The organism is Streptomyces sp. NPDC127595, assembly GCF_042671685.1.
In the GTDB taxonomy this organism is placed as follows: Bacteria; Actinomycetota; Actinomycetes; order Streptomycetales; family Streptomycetaceae; genus Streptomyces.
In genome coordinates this window covers 273,119-287,873 of the sequence record NZ_JBHXWK010000003.1, presented here as the reverse complement: position 1 = coordinate 287,873, position 14,755 = coordinate 273,119, and the positions used below count along the sequence as shown (strand labels likewise).

The 14,755-nt window shown below is 69.1% G+C and carries 12 protein-coding genes; 4 read left to right on the top strand and 8 right to left on the bottom strand.

The window, feature by feature from the left end; genetic code table 11:
* Positions 1–21 precede the first annotated feature (21 nt).
* The 3 genes from ACFVKT_RS12310 to ACFVKT_RS12300 all read right to left on the bottom strand — a co-directional run bounded on the left by ACFVKT_RS12310 (position 22) and on the right by ACFVKT_RS12300 (position 3,697).
* Positions 22–267: a hypothetical protein gene (locus ACFVKT_RS12310; RefSeq protein ID WP_385730429.1), complete on the bottom strand. Its 246-nt coding sequence runs from the start codon at positions 265–267 to the stop codon at positions 22–24.
* Positions 268–367: 100 nt separating this feature from the next.
* Positions 368–1,675, bottom strand: a complete 1,308-nt coding sequence (locus ACFVKT_RS12305) for a M18 family aminopeptidase (RefSeq protein WP_385730427.1) — start codon at positions 1,673–1,675, stop codon at positions 368–370.
* Positions 1,676–1,870: 195 nt separating this feature from the next.
* Entirely contained in the window at positions 1,871–3,697 is a 1,827-nt protein-coding gene (locus ACFVKT_RS12300; RefSeq protein ID WP_385730426.1) for an acyl-CoA dehydrogenase, read from the bottom strand.
* 249 nt (positions 3,698–3,946) lie between these two features.
* On the opposite strand from ACFVKT_RS12300, the gene ACFVKT_RS12295 reads away from it, so the two are divergent.
* Both ACFVKT_RS12295 and ACFVKT_RS12290 read left to right on the top strand, forming a co-directional pair.
* The gene (locus tag ACFVKT_RS12295) at positions 3,947–4,438 is read left to right on the top strand and encodes an SseB family protein (protein WP_385730424.1); all 492 of its coding nucleotides are present in this window, start codon (positions 3,947–3,949) and stop codon (positions 4,436–4,438) included.
* A 112-nt stretch (positions 4,439–4,550) separates the two neighbouring features.
* Positions 4,551–5,522, top strand: a complete 972-nt coding sequence (locus ACFVKT_RS12290; RefSeq protein WP_385730422.1) for a pirin family protein — start codon at positions 4,551–4,553, stop codon at positions 5,520–5,522.
* A 446-nt stretch (positions 5,523–5,968) separates the two neighbouring features.
* Here the strand turns inward: ACFVKT_RS12290 and ACFVKT_RS12285 are convergent, their stop codons facing one another.
* The 3 genes from ACFVKT_RS12285 to ACFVKT_RS12275 form a co-directional block, all read right to left on the bottom strand.
* Positions 5,969–6,358: a hypothetical protein gene (locus tag ACFVKT_RS12285; RefSeq protein ID WP_385730420.1), complete on the bottom strand. Its 390-nt coding sequence runs from the start codon at positions 6,356–6,358 to the stop codon at positions 5,969–5,971.
* Positions 6,355–6,669, bottom strand: a complete 315-nt coding sequence (locus ACFVKT_RS12280; protein WP_385730417.1) for a ribbon-helix-helix domain-containing protein — start codon at positions 6,667–6,669, stop codon at positions 6,355–6,357. Before ACFVKT_RS12280 ends, ACFVKT_RS12285 begins: the two co-directional genes overlap by 4 nt.
* A 103-nt stretch (positions 6,670–6,772) precedes the next feature.
* Positions 6,773–7,756 (bottom strand): hypothetical protein, encoded by a 984-nt coding sequence (locus tag ACFVKT_RS12275; protein WP_385730415.1) that lies wholly within the window; start codon positions 7,754–7,756, stop codon positions 6,773–6,775.
* 442 nt (positions 7,757–8,198) lie between these two features.
* On the opposite strand from ACFVKT_RS12275, the gene ACFVKT_RS12270 reads away from it, so the two are divergent.
* A complete protein-coding gene (locus ACFVKT_RS12270) occupies positions 8,199–9,185 on the top strand; it encodes an AraC family transcriptional regulator (protein ID WP_385730413.1) in 987 nt (328 codons plus the stop codon).
* A gap of 91 nt (positions 9,186–9,276) precedes the next feature.
* On the opposite strand, the gene ACFVKT_RS12265 is transcribed toward ACFVKT_RS12270, so the two are convergent.
* Entirely contained in the window at positions 9,277–10,938 is a 1,662-nt protein-coding gene (locus ACFVKT_RS12265) for a multicopper oxidase family protein (protein WP_385730411.1), read from the bottom strand.
* Between the two features lie 363 nt (positions 10,939–11,301).
* On the opposite strand from ACFVKT_RS12265, the gene ACFVKT_RS12260 reads away from it, so the two are divergent.
* On the top strand, positions 11,302–12,414 hold the full coding sequence (locus tag ACFVKT_RS12260) for an AI-2E family transporter (RefSeq protein ID WP_385730409.1): 1,113 nt from the start codon (positions 11,302–11,304) through the stop codon (positions 12,412–12,414).
* Here ACFVKT_RS12260 and ACFVKT_RS12255 read toward each other — a convergent pair.
* Complete coding sequence (locus ACFVKT_RS12255) at positions 12,318–14,543, bottom strand: SpoIIE family protein phosphatase (RefSeq protein WP_385730407.1); 2,226 nt, start codon at positions 14,541–14,543, stop codon at positions 12,318–12,320. The genes ACFVKT_RS12260 and ACFVKT_RS12255 overlap by 97 nt on opposite strands.
* Between the last annotated feature and the right edge of the window lie 212 nt (positions 14,544–14,755).

Sequence of the window (14,755 nt, the reverse complement as noted above, 5' to 3'; positions counted from 1 at the left end):
CCCTGTCCCAAGAGGCCTGTCTCAGCCACCGTAGCCGTCGCGGTAGCTGCCCCGGTGAGGGGGTTCCTCGTCGATCACCGGGGCGCTGGACCCGACGACCACACGCCTGCGCCGGGCCATGCTGCTGAACGTGGCCACCCCGATCAGTCCGACGATCATGAAGATGATGCCGACCAGGTCGAGGTTGACCCCCTGCATGTCCCAGTCGGTCGCGAACGTGAGGATCGCTCCTGCGGCGATCAGAATGATGCATCCGCCCAGGCCCATGGGTGTCGCCTCCCTGCATTCAACTCGGCGTCGTTCTGGCCAACTCCGGGTACCCGGAGCCGCCTTGGACATGCCAGTGCAGGCGGAGAGATCCTGGCGACTAGCCCTCCAGGAACGCCACCATCGCGTTGGCCAGCAGGAACGGGTCGTCCGCGCCGCACAGTTCACGCGCGCTGTGCATGGACAGGATGGCGACCCCGATGTCGACGGTCTTGATGCCGTGCCGGGCCGCGGTGATCGGGCCGATGGTGGTGCCGCAGGGCATGGAGTTGTTGGAGACGAAGGACTGGAAGGGCACGCCGGCCTTCTCACAGGCGGCGGCGAAGACCGCACGGCCCGAACCGTCCGTGGCGTAGCGGTTGTTGACGTTCACCTTGAGGATGGGCCCGCCGCCCGCGCGCGGGTGGTGTGTCGGGTCGTGCCGCTCCGCGTAGTTGGGGTGCACGGCGTGGCCCGTGTCGGAGGACAGACAGACGGTGCCGGCGAAGGAACGCGCCCGGTCCTCGTACGAGCCCCCGCGCGCGAACACCGAACGCTCCAGGACGCTGCCGAGCAGCGGCCCGTCCGCGCCGGTGTCGGACTGCGAGCCGTTCTCCTCGTGGTCGAAGGCGGCGAGGACGGGGATGTACGGCAGATACGGCTCACCGCAGTCGGCCGTCGCGACCGCCGCCAGCGCCGCCGTGCCCGCGTGCACGGACAGCAGGTTGTCCATGCGCGGGCCCGCAAGCAGCTCCTTGTCGCGGCCCAGATAGGAGGGCGGCTCGACGGAGTGGGTCATCAGGTCCCAGCCGGTCACCTCGCCGGGCGTGAGCCCCGACTCCTCCTCCAGGAACGCGATCAGATCACCGTCGCGGACCTGCTCGCCCAGCCCCCAGATGGGCTGCAGATGACGCTGCTTGTCCAGCTTCAGGCCCTCTGTCGACACGGAACGGTCCAGGTGGACGGCGAGCTGGGGCACCCGCAGCAGCGCCCGGTCGATGTTCACCAGGCGCGTCGAGCCGTCCCGCAGCGACAGCCGTCCGGCCAGGCCCAGATCCCGGTCCAGCCAGGAGTTCAGCAGCGGCCCGCCGTAGATCTCCACGGCCACCTGCCGCCAGCCGTGCGCCCCGCTGTCCGGGCGCGGTTTCACCCGCAGGTTGGGGGAGTCGGTGTGCGCGCCCACGATCCGGAACGGGGTGTGCGGCTCGGCACCTTCAGGTACGTACCAGGCGATGAGCGCACCCCCGCGCAGCACGTACTTCCCGCCGCTCGTCCCCTCCCACGCGTCGGTCTCGGCGACCTGACGGAATCCGGCCTTCTCCAGCCGCTCGGCGGCGTTCGCCACGGCGTGGTACGGCGTCGGACTCGCCGCCAGGAAGGGCATGAGGTCGTCGGTGTGGCCGCGGTCGAAGCGGGGGGGAGTGCTCATGGGGTTCACCTTAACGACGCCGAAAGGGCCCGCTCCCGGGGATGGGAGAGGGCCCTGGTAACGGGGTTGTGAAGGGCGGACATGGGCGGAGACCTGACCGGAAGGACAGCTTCCGGTCAGGTGTCCGCCCTGTCCTGGAGTGCGTGGTGACGCGGCTTTGGTGCGGAGCGACGGGCCCTGGCGGGCTGGCCAAGGCTAGAAAGCGGCCTCGTCCAGCTCCATCAGGTCCAGGTCGACGCCCTCGGCGAGCTTGCGCGCACCCGTGACACCCGGCAGGACTGTGGCGGCGAAGAACTTCGCGGCCGCGATCTTGCCGCTGTAGAAGGGCTTGTCCTTGGCGGACGCCGTCTCCAGCTTCTCGGCGGCGACCGCGGCACCGCGCAGCAGCAGGTAACCGACGACCACGTCACCGGAGGCCATCAGCAGCCGGGTCGTGTTCAGGCCCACCTTGTAGATGTTCTTGACGTCCTGCTCGGTCGCCGCGAGGTCGGTGAGCATCAGGCCGACGATGGCCTCCAGCTCGACGGCCGCCTTGGCGAGCTGCTCGCGGGCTGCGGAGAGCTCCTCGCCGCCGGTGCCGAGCGCCAGGAACTTCTTGATGTCCTCGGCGAGGGAGTTCAGCGCCGCGCCCTGGTTGCGGACGATCTTGCGGAAGAAGAAGTCCTGGCCCTGGATCGCGGTCGTGCCCTCGTACAGGGTGTCGATCTTGGCGTCGCGGATGTACTGCTCGATCGGGTACTCCTGGAGGAACCCGGAGCCGCCGAAGGTCTGCAGGGACTGCGCGAGCTGCTCGTAGCCCTTCTCGGAGCCGTAGCCCTTCACGATCGGCAGGAGCAGGTCGTTGAGCGCGTGCAGCTGGGAGGTGTCCTCGCCCGCCGCGGCCCGGACCGCGATCTCGTCCTGGACGGACGCGGTGTGCAGCACCAGGGCGCGCATGCCCTCGGCGTACGCCTTCTGCGTGATGAGCGCGCGGCGCACGTCCGGGTGGTGCGTGATGGTGACCTTGGGCGCGGTCTTGTCCATGAAGTTCGCGAGGTCGGGACCCTGGACGCGCTCCTTGGCGTACTCAAGGGCGTTCAGGTAGCCGGTCGAGAGGGTCGAGATCGCCTTCGTCCCGACCATCATCCGAGCGAATTCAATGATCCGGAACATCTGGCGGATGCCGTCGTGCTTGTCGCCGATCAGCCAGCCCTTGGCGGGGTGCCGGTCGCCGAAGGTCATCTCGCAGGTGTTGGAGGCCTTGAGGCCCATCTTGTGCTCGACGTTCGTGGCGTAGGCGCCGTTGCGCTCGCCCAGCTCGCCGGTCTCGAAGTCGAAGAGGTACTTCGGTACGAGGAAGAGGGAGAGACCCTTGGTGCCGGGGCCGGAGCCCTCGGGGCGGGCCAGCACGTAGTGAAGGATGTTCTCCTCCATGTCGTGCTCACCGGAGGTGATGAACCGCTTCACACCCTCGATGTGCCAGGAGCCGTCCTCCTGCTGGATCGCCTTCGTACGGCCGGCGCCCACGTCGGAGCCCGCGTCGGGCTCGGTGAGGACCATGGTCGAACCCCAGGTCCGCTCCACCGCGATCTCGGCGATCTTCTTCTGTACGTCATTGCCCTCGTCGAAGAGGATCCCCGCGAAGGCCGGTCCTGACGAGTACATCCAGACCGCCGGGTTCGAGCCCAGGATCAGCTCCGCGAACGCCCAGATCAGGGACGCGGGGGCGGTCGTGCCGCCGATCTCCTCGGGCAGGCCCAGACGCCAGTACTCGGAGTCCATGAAGGCTTTGTACGACTTCTTGAACGACGCCGGTACGGGCGCGGTGTTGGTCTCCGGGTCGAAGACCGGCGGGTTGCGGTCGGCGTCGGCGAAAGACTCCGCGAGCTCGTTCTCCGAGAGCCTGGTCAGCTCACTGAGGATGCTTTTGGCGGTATCGACGTCCATCTCCGCGAACGGGCCGGTGCCGTACAGCTTGTCGCGCCCGAGCACCTCGAAGAGGTTGAACTCGATGTCGCGGAGATTCGACTTGTAGTGCCCCATGGCGACGGCTCCGTAAGGGATCGGGGAGGCCGAAGCTCTTCGGAGAACTCGGGCCTCGTTACACGTACCGGCTAGTAGCTACGATGATGCTACCCGTCGGTAATAAGGCGCAACCCCGGACGGTCATCTGTGACGAGGTAGACCGCCGGAGGCAGATGGCTCCCGCCCCGTCCGCTGCCTCCGTCCGTCGCCCCGTCCGTCACCCCCGTACCCGCCCGCCCGGACGGCCCTCTCGGTACGCTTGCGCCCATGTACGGCTATGACCAGAACGCGGGCGCACAGCAGGGGTACGCCGCGCCCCAGCAGCAGATGCCCGGGCAGATGCCGGGCGGCCAGATGCCCGGCGGGTACGGGCAGCAGCCGCCGCTCTACCCCGAGCCGTCCCCGCCGTCCCTCGCGGACGCGGTCCGCGCGTTCACCACGGGGTCGATGGCCGCCGAGGACTTCCAGCAGGTCTTCGCCACGTCGAAGGTGTACTGCCCGCGCGGCGACAACCCCGGATTCCTCGCGCTGCACAACACCCAGCAGCCGGTCATCCCCATGTTCACCTCCCTCAAGGAGCTCCGCCGGTACGCCGGCAAGGAGTCCAAGTACTTCGTGATCACCGGCGCCGAGGTGATCGACCTGCTCCCCACCGGCTACGGCTTCGTCCTCGACATGGAGGGCGAGCACCGCATGGTCTTCGACGCCAAGGCGGTCGAGCAGATGGTGGACTTCGCGATGCGCCGTATGTACGGCTGACGTATCTGAAGCAGTGCTGGACGCCCGGAGGGAATGCCCTCCGGGCGTCCGTCGTTACGGGTAGCAGAAAGTTCAACAATCAACTAAAGTGAACGCACAAGGAGGTACCGACATGCCTGCAGTGACCGTCGAGAACCCGTTGGCCCTGCCCCGTGTGGTGGCGCCCGCCGATGCCGTGGCCCGCCCGGTGCTCACCGTGACGACCGCGCCCGGCGGCTTCGAGGGCGAGGGCTTCCCGGTCCGCCGTGCGTTCGCCGGGATCAACTACCGCCACCTCGACCCGTTCATCATGATGGACCAGATGGGTGAGGTGGAGTACGCGCCCGGGGAGCCGAAGGGCACTCCTTGGCACCCGCACCGCGGCTTCGAGACCGTGACCTACATCATCGACGGCACCTTCGACCACCAGGACTCCAACGGCGGCGGCGGCACCATCACCAACGGTGACACCCAGTGGATGACCGCGGGCTCGGGCCTGCTGCACATCGAGGCTCCGCCGGAGTCCCTCGTCATGTCCGGTGGCCTCTTCCACGGTCTCCAGCTCTGGGTGAACCTCCCGGCCAAGGACAAGATGATGGCCCCGAGGTACCAGGACATCCGCGGCGGCCAGGTGCAGCTTCTGACCACCCCCGACGGCGGCGCGCTTCTCCGCGTCATCGCCGGTGAGCTCGACGGCCACGAGGGCCCGGGCATCACGCACACGCCGATCACCATGGTCCACGCGACCCTGGCGCCCGGCGCGGAACTGACGCTCCCGTGGCGCGAGGATTTCAACGGTCTCGCGTACGTCCTCGCGGGCCGCGGCAGCGTCGGTACGGACCGCCGCCCGGTCCACACCGGCCAGACCGCCGTCTTCGGCACCGGCACCTCGCTGACCGTCCGCGCGGACGAGCAGCAGGACTCCAACACCCCGGACATGGAGGTCGTGATCCTCGGCGGTCAGCCGATCCGCGAGCCCATGGCCCACTACGGACCCTTCGTGATGAACACCCGCGAGGAGCTCCAGCAGGCCTTCGAGGACTTCCAGAAGGGCCGCCTTGGCACCGTCCCGGCGGTGCACGGAATGAGCGAGAACGGGCTGTAACCCGCTCGGTCCGATACGGTACGACGAGGCCCGAAGCCGCAACTTCGATTTGCGACTTCGGGCCTGTCCCGTGCCCGAGGTTCTTCGCCCTCTCGCGTCCACGACCTGCCCCACGTGCTTGTGCCACAGCGCAGGGTGAAGAACTGGGGCCCTCGGTAGGATGCGTTCTCCCCGTGGTCAGCGGGGAGTTGGTGTGAAGCGCCCCATTTGTGGCGCCGCATGATCGTTTCATCGCTGACTGAACGCCGTCAACGTCAATACACGTCAGGCCGTCCAGGCGCAGGTTTCACGGCACCGACCAGGCCAGCCCCTCACGCCACGCCGTCACCAGCTACTTCGGCGCCGCTGACGATGTTCCCTTGCCCTGCCCCTCCGCGGCGGTCAGCGCCGCTCCGGCAGCCGACGGCACGTTCCGCTAAATGTTCTTCAGGGAGGCACTCGCCGCGTCAGTCCGTTCTCCCATTGACGGGAAGCACAGGCACTCCGAAGCCGCGGTACTCCTGCGGTTCGGTGGTGGCGATCTCCCACCCGGAGACGAGACTTGCCGCGACCGCGTGCAGGACGTGCCAGCCCTGCTCGGGGAAGAGCGCGGCCCCGATGCGACCCATGGTGTCAGCGACGATCCGGTCGATCACGGTGACTTCGACCGCCGGGAGCTGTGCCAGGTGTGCGGAGACGCCCGGCCGGTTCCGGGTGGCCTCGGCGAGGCAGAGTGCGGGGACGGACAGCGTGTAGAGCGGGTCCTCATGAGCTGCTACGACGAACCCCGAGAGTCTTCGATTCCCGCTGCCCAGCGCGAGCAGACCATGGTGGTCCAGGACGATCCCGTCGCTCATGCCGCCGCGTTACCGCCCGTACGGCGTGCGGCCGTGCGGGCCTTGCTTGCGGCCAGCATCCCGCGGGCATCGACGACTTCCTCTTCACTCAGCGTCTGCCCGCCGAGCAAGGTCTCCTCGATGTACGCGCGAGCCCGCTCGGCGTTGCGCCGTCGCTCCACGCGGCTGCGCATGGTCTCGTTGATCGCCGCCGAGAGCGAGGAAGCCTCTCCCGCTTCGACGAGACGCTGCAGCTCTTCGAGCACGTCAGGGTCCAGGGTTACGGAGATGGGCTTCTTGGCGGCCATGATGCGAGGGTATCGCATGGTCATGCGATGAACTCCTGTTGATGGGATGGGCAACCAGTTGGCGAGGCGCGGAGCACTGAGGTCGGAGCGCTGAGGCCGAGGGGCTGAGGCCGGAGGGCTCCACAGGTCACGTGCGACACGGTTCGCGCAGTGCGATGCGCAACTGGTCGACGCGATGGCGTACGACGTCTGCGGGAAGTACGGCATGTGAGGCTGTGGCGGCACTGGCACTGGCACTGGCACTGGCACTGGCACCTGCGCCCGCTTCCCGGCACGCGCGGCACAGGCCTCCGGGCAGGGCCTCCGGGCGGCCGGGTACGCGGCAGTTGGTGCACTCCATGAGGTTGCGAGGCACGCGCACGTCAGGCGTGGGCAGTTCGGGCGGCATCTTGTCGCGCAGCCGTCGCTGGACGAGGGCCCGGGGTGAGTGGACCTGTTCGGGGAGCCCGGCGGCGAGGCTCCGCAGCAGTTGGGCGGTGTCGGACCCGCGGGCCAGCCAGTCGGCGGCGAGACCTTCGAGGGCGGCGCAGTCGGCGGCGGAGAGCGCCAAACGCGGTTCCGTACGGCCGAGTTGGGCGAGAGCCGTATAGGCGGGGGACGGGCCGGCCTGCTTCGGCCGTACGTCGCCGGGGGCGCCCTTCGGTACGGGCTCGCGGGATGCCCCGGGCGCCACGGGATCCGGTTCGGCTCCAGATTCGGCTTCCGGTTCGGCACCTGGTACGTCACCGTCGAGGAGCCGGGCCCACCATTCGTTGTCACGTGCGGTACGGGACCAGTACGTGTGGAACACCCACCGGGTCCCGGTGTCGCTGACCTCGGCCCGGCGGCGTACCCGGCGCAGATGCCCTGCCGCGGAGAGGTTGTTGAGCGCGGTCCGGATGGCCTGCTGGCCGTAGAGGGGAAGGGCCTTCGCGAGGGTTTTGGCGTCCATCGCGGCGCCGTCGGGAAGCCGGTCCAGGAATCCGGCGACATACGCCTCGCGGGCGGGAAGATGCCCGAAGGTGACTGCGCGGACGGGCAGTTGGTCCGGTGCGGAGCGCTTGCCGTAGCCGGGGTTCGCCATGGGGTGTGCGGGCGCGGGCAGGGCAACGCTAAGGTCTTCATAAGCCATGAGATCGCTTTTCCTAGAGTGTCGATCTTGCGGTCAGACCCCGGTTCGGTGCTGCTAACACCTGCCGGGGTCGTTTGTTGCTGCGAACGGTAGACGGTCGCGACGGTGCGTCGCAAGCCGATCACGAAAAGTCATGTCTGCTGGTGTGCGGGGCAGTTGAGGCGCGGGGAGGGTGGGAGGGTGGGTTGAACCCACCACCCGTTCCTTGCAAAAGAAACTCGGGTCCTGGGCCCCGAAGCTCAAGCCCCGGCGACGTATGCGACGAAGGCCTCCCAGGCGTCCGAGGTGATCGTGAACCGAGGGCTCCAGGCGCCGAGCTTCGAGTCCCGGACGTGGCTGGCGCGGGGGCCGCACCACCATTCGAAGGCCTCCGCCGAGTACCCGCCAAGTATCCGCAGCGGACACCCCGATGGGCGCATCCTGGAGTCGACGAGGGGCGGTCATGGAGGCGAAGCAGGAACGGCCGGCTGGGTTCAGCAACTACAGCACGCGCGCGGTGGAGGAAGCCCACGCGGCGATCAACGCGCACTACTACGACTTCCGCCTGGACGTACTGGGAGAGACAGACGACTTCGTCACGGACCTGGCCGTCGTCGATCTGGGCGGATTGACCGTCGGAAAGATCAGCTTCGGTACTCCGATCAGGGCGCGGACGGGCGAGCTGGGCTACTACAACCTGGCGATGCCGCTCACCGGCTCCCACAGTGCGCGCCAAGGCAGGGGACCGACCTCGTATGCCACCGCCAGCCGGGCGGTGGTCTTCGACCCGGCGGGCGACATGCTCATCGACGACTGGTCGCCGGACTGCGCCATCATCACCGTGAAGGTGGACAAGGCCGCGCTGGTACGGCAGTTGGAGACACTGCTGGGCCGGCCGGTGCACCGCCGCCCGGTCATCGCGCCGGTCATCGACACCAGCTCCGGTCGGGGGCTCAGCTGGACGAACCTGGTGAACTGGAGCCTGCTGGACCGGGATCTGCCCAACGGCCTGCTGCAACAGCCGATGTTCGCCGGACGGATCGAACAGGCCCTGCTGGAAGGCCTGTTGCTGGCGAGCGATCACCAGTACCGCGCGGCCTTGGAGGCAACGCCCCCGGGCATGCGGCCCGCCGCGGTCAAGCGGGTGATGGACGCCGTGCGCGAGCGCCCGGCCGAGCCCTACGACGCCAGTCAGCTCGCCGCCATCGCCCAGGTCAGCCTGCGCACCCTCCAGGAGGCCTTTCGCAAGAACCTGGGCATGTCCCCGATGACGTACGTCAACGAGGTGCGGCTGCAACGGGCTCGGGAGCAGCTGAAGATCTCGGCGCCGGGTACGGTCACGGTCTCTGACGTGGCCTACCGGTGGGGGTTCGCGCACCTGGGCCGATTCTCGCACCGCTACCGGGCCCGCTTCGGGGAAACCCCGTCCCAGACACTCCACTCCGCCTGACCACAGGGCCGGCCGGACAGGGGCCCCTCGGAGTCCACCGCCGCCGGGTCGCCGCGAGACGACCCGGCGACCGGCAGGGCCGGCGTCAGCGTCAGGACACGATGCGGTACTTGGCCATCATGCAGTCGTCCTCGTGGTCGATGAGGTGGCAGTGCCAGACGTAGCCCTGGAGACGTTCACCGCTCTGTGAGGTGAACGTCGCGTCGGGGTCGAAGCCCAGTTCGTCGGCGGTCGGGAAGTGGATCAGGACGCGGGTGACGGTGTTGAGCGGGCAGAGCACGGTGTCCTTGAGGCCGGCCTCCCAGGGGGCCGGGGCCTGACTCTGGCCGGTCAGGTAGGCGTCGGCCGGCGGGGCCCAGCGGTTGCCCATGGAGGGGGCCGGGTTGGCCTTGAGATAGGCGTTGATGTCGAAGGACTGGCGGCTGAGGACGCGCATGTTCACCAGGTGGAGGTGGACGGGGTGGTCCTCCACGGTGGAGTTGACGATCTCCCAGACCTCGGTGCTGCCCTGCTTGGGCTGCTCCACCGGATCGTCGCCGTAACAGAGGTTGCTGAGCGCCATGCCCTCGCCCGTCAGCGTCAGGCCCACCACTCGCCGTGTCGGCACTGCCGTGGCCGGCGGCAGCGGCGCGGGCTGGGACGGACCGCCCCGCAGCCTGGTCGGCGCGGCCTTGGTGAAGCCCGTGCTGCTGGAGATCGTGAAGCGCATGACCCGGGGCAGGGTGTAGCCGCCGGTGATGGCGGCGATGGAGGGGTTCACCTGCTCGTCGTTGCGCAGCTCGACCGTGTCGCCGCCGGACAGGCCGGAGAAGTCGATCAGCAGATCCGCGCGTTCACCGGGACTGACCCGGATCGACGTGGTGCTGACACTGCTGTTGAGCAGGCCGCCGTCGTTCCCGATGACCCGGAAGGGCATGTTGTTGGACAGGTAGAGGTGGTACGCGCGCCAGTTGGACGCGTTCAGCAGCCGGAACCGGTAGAGCCCGCGCGCCACTTCCAGCGTCGGCATCACGACACCGTTCACCGTCATCGTGTCGCCGACCATGGGCTCCTGGAGCGTGCCCTCGGGGGTGCTGCGGGCGGTACGGGGATTGAGGGAGCCGTCCGCGTTGAAGCGGTGGTCGGCGACGATCAGGGGTATCTCGTAGTCGCCACTCGGCAGGCCCAGCGGGTTGCTCGAGGTGCCGGTGTCGAACTGGTCCCGGATCAGGTACATCCCGGCGAGCCCCGCGGGGACGTTCAGCCGGGTGAGCGCCATCGCGTGGTCGTGGTACCAAAGGGCGGTGGCCTCCTGCCCGTTGGTGAACTGGTAGGTCATCGACGCGCCGGTGCGGAAGGTGTTCTCGGTGTGCCCGTCGAACTCGGGCCGCACGACCGCGCCGTGCAGATGGACCGAGGTGCGGGGCCGCGTGCGGTCCTCCTCCGACGCTCCGTCCAGGGTGGTGTCGACCGAGTTGGCGAACAGGTGGCCGTTCAGGTTGTTGGTGAACGTCAGCTTGAGGGTCTCGCCCGACCGGGCCTCGATCGTCGGCCCCAGATACGGCTGCCCGCCGAAGGACCAGGTGGGCGCTGTGCCCAGGTCCCGGTGGAAGCGGTGGCTGGACCGGGCCATCGACAGGGTGCGGTCACCGCTCAGCGACGGGGGTATCCACAGGTCGTCCACGTAGGGCGTCAGATCCGGTGAGGGGTAGGTGACTTGGTCGCCCTGAGAGCTCAGCTCCCCGTCGGGGGCCATCGCCATGGCCCGGGTCACCGCCCCGACCGTTCCCAGGGCACCCAACACCATCCCTGCGCTCAGCAGTCGGCGACGTGAAATTCTGTGCTGCGACATGGAGTCCGTTTCCAAGTTCGTTGGTGGGGGGATCGGACGAACGGAGGAAGGCGTCGCAGGGGCTGCACTGAGCCACACCTGAGCCAAAGATCACTCCGGTCGTCCGCGGCCACATAGTTGCACACCGGTGTGCAAAGAATCTACCGCGGTTGGGTCACATGTTTCGTCGATGACGACGGGTCAGAAATCATCCCTAACGGGGCAGTTGGGGGTACGAAACCGCCGCGTCACCCGGCTGGACCGTTCCGGCAGGACGGCTCGCCTCTGCCGTGGTCGGGTGGGCGCGTGCAACTACTTCCCGAAGGTGCCCGGCGGGTGGCGGCCTGGTGTGCGGTGATCCTGCTGGCCGCCGGAGTCGGCTGGGTCGGGGTCGAGTTGTGCTCCCAGGTGCGGACGGCGGTCGTGCCGGTGCTCCTCGCGCTGCTGGGGACGGCGCTGCTCGGGCCGCTGTACCAGCGGCTGGTGAAGGCCCGGGTGAACCGGTCGGTGGCCGCCGCGCTCACCTGTGTCGCGGTGGTGGCGGTGGTCGGCGGGGCCGTCTACATCGTCGTCGCCGCGCTCATCGACTCCGGCGACGAGATCGTGTCCTCGCTCAAGGAGGCCGCCAAGTCGGTCTCCGCACACTTCGGCGCGGCGGGCACGTCGCTCGACGACCTCGCGACCAACGCCAAGGACCTGCTGTCCAAGTTCGGCGGTACGGCGGCCTCCGGGGTCATCAGCGGGATCAGCGTCGTCGGCGAGGTGATCGCCATGGCGGTGCTCGCCCTGCTGCTCGTCTTCTTCTTCCTCCGGGACTCCCACCGGGCTGTCGGAGCCCTGCGTTCACTCGCGCCGCACGGCACCGCCGATACCTTCGAAGCCATGGCCCGCCGTGCCTTCGAGGCCGTCGAGGGCTTTATGCGCGGGACGACGATCATCGCGTTCATCGACGCCGTGTGCATCACGGTCGGGCTGCTGGTCCTCGACGTTCCGGGCGCGGTGGGACTGGGCGCGCTGGTCTTCGTGGGCGCGTACATCCCCTATCTCGGTGCGTTCCTCTCCGGCGCGGTGGCCGTGCTGGTCGCGCTCGCGGACCGGGGGGTCGTCATCGCGCTGTGGGCGCTCGGGGTGGTGCTCGCCGTGCAGGTCCTGGAAGGGCATGTGCTGCAGCCGATGATCCAGAGCCGGACCGTGCAGATGCATCCGGCGGTGGTGATGCTGGCGATCACCGCGGGGGCGTCCGTCGCGGGCATCCTGGGCATGCTGCTCGCCGTACCGCTGACGGCGGACGCGTTCGGAGTGCTGTCGGAGCTGCGGACGCGCTACTCCTCGGAGCCGTCGGGGCCGTTGGGTCCGTCGGGGCCGTTGGGTCCGTCGGAGGCCTCGGGGCCGTCGGAGGACTCGGGCGCGGGCTCGTAGAACTCGAACCAGATGCTCTTCCCCTCTCCCCGCGGGTCCACGCCCCACAGGTCCGCGAGGAGTTCCACGAGGACCAGCCCGCGCCCGGAGGACGCCAGTTCGCCGGGGTGGCGCTTGTGCGGCAGGTCGTCGCTGGCGTCGGTGACCTCCACCCGCATCCGGCGTTTGCCGCCCTCGCCCATCACCTCGGCGAGGAGGAGGGCGTCGGAGTCGGTGTGCACGAGGACGTTCGTCATCATCTCGGAGACGAGGAGGACGGCGGAGTCGAGCTGGTCCTCGGACGTCCAGTCGTGGAGGAGTTCCCGCAACTGCTGGCGGGCGACCGCGACGCCCTCGGGCTCGGCCTGCGCCACCGTCAGCACGGTACGGCGCGTGAAGGGCCGTACGGCCGTGACCGTGTCACCACAGCCGCAGCCTGGTCCCATCCGGCACAGCAGCAGGACCGCTATGTCGTCCTCGCGTCTGTCCACCAGCGGACCGGGGGTGTGGTGCGAGGAGGGCCCGTGGACGGCCTGGACCAGGGCGTCGGCGAGGGACTCCATGTCGCCGTCGTGGGCTTCGAGGATCCGGCGGATGCGCCGCCAGCCGGTGTCAAGGTCGTGGCCGCCGGTCTCGATCAGCCCGTCGGTGCAGATCAGCATGGTCTCGCCGGGCTCCAGGACGAGCCGGGTCGTCGGATAGTCGGCGTCCGGGTCGATGCCGAGCGGCAGCCCGCCCGCCGTGGGGCGCGTCAGCACCGTCCCGTCCGCCATGCGTATCGCCGGGTCGGGGTGCCCGGCACGGGCGATGTCCAGCGTCCCGGTCTCCGGGTCGACCTCGACGTACAGGCAGGTCGCGAAGCGCATGTCACCGGCGTCGCCCTCGCTGTCGCTGTCGCCGCTGGACCCGTACGTCACCGAGTCCGTGACCCCGTACAGGAAGCGTGAGGCGCGCGAGAGCACCGCGTCCGGGCGGTGGCCCTCGGAGGCGTAGGCACGCAGCGCGATCCGGAGCTGGCCCATCAGGCCGGCCGCGCGGACGTCATGGCCCTGCACGTCGCCGATGACGAGGGCGAACCGGCCGGTCGGGAGCGGGATCATGTCGTACCAGTCGCCGCCGACCTGGAGCCCGCCGCCGGTGGGGACGTAGCGTGCGGCGACGGTCATGCCCGGCATCTGGGGGCCCAGCGTGGGCATCATCGAGCGCTGGAGGCCGTCGGTCAGCTCCCGTTCGGTCTCGGCGGCGCCGGCGCGGGAGAGGGCCTGGGCGAGCATGCGGGCCACGGTCGTCAGGACCGCGCGTTCGTCGGGAGTGAAGGTGACGGGGTAGGTGAAGGCCGCCATCCACGCGCCCATCGTGCGACCCGCGACGGTCAGCGGCAGGAACGCCCAGGACTGCCGGCCGAAGCGCTGGGCCAGCGGCCAGGAGACGGGATAGCGCTCCTTGTAGTTCTCCGGGGAGGAGAGGTAGACGGCGCGGCCGGTCCTGACGACCTCCGCGGCCGGATAGTCCGTGGTCAGGGACATGTGGGCGAAGGGGCCCTCGTCGCCCGGCTGCTGTCCGTGGTGCCCGATGACGGTGAGACGGTCGCCTTCCGCGCCGAAGACGGCGAGTCCGTCCGGGGAGAACCCGGGCATCGACAGGCCCGCCGCGACCCGCAGTACCTCCGCCGTGGACCGGGCCTCCGCCAGCGCGCGCCCGGCGTCCAGCAGGAACGCCTCGCGCGAGCGCCGCCAGTCACCCGTGACCGACGGGCGCGCGGTGGTGGCCTGCGAGGGGTCGGTGACCTCCTGGACGATGCCGATCAGATCGAACTCCCCGGTCTTGGGGTCGACGACCGGCCTGGTGCGGCTGCGTACGGTACGGATCACCCGGCCCTGCGGGTCCATGACCCGCAGCCGGACCTCGGCGAGGGTGTCCTCGACCATGGCGAGCCGGACGACTCCGTCGACTTCGTTCCAGTCGACCGGGTGGAAACGAGAGCGCACCCCCGCTTCCGTGAGCGTCATCGGCTCCGCGGGCAGCCCCATGAGCCGGGCGGCCTCGGCGTCGAACGTGACCTGCCCGGTGGCCGTGTCCCAGTGCCACAGACCGGTCGCGAGGGCGGCCAGGACGTCCCCCACGGCGGGCAGGGGCTCACCAGTTCGCATTGACCCACTGTAGGGAGAGGTGATCCGTAACTGCCACCTAGACCGTGCCGGGGCCCCGGTGAGCTGGGGTGGGGTTATGGGGAGGAGTGATCTTGGCCCGGCCGGTACCCTTGGGGAAGTTTCACGTGAAACAGGGCCTGGTTCGCTCCTGATTCGCTCCTGATTCGCTCCTGATGTGTTCCTGATTCGTTCCGATGAACAGGGCTTGATGG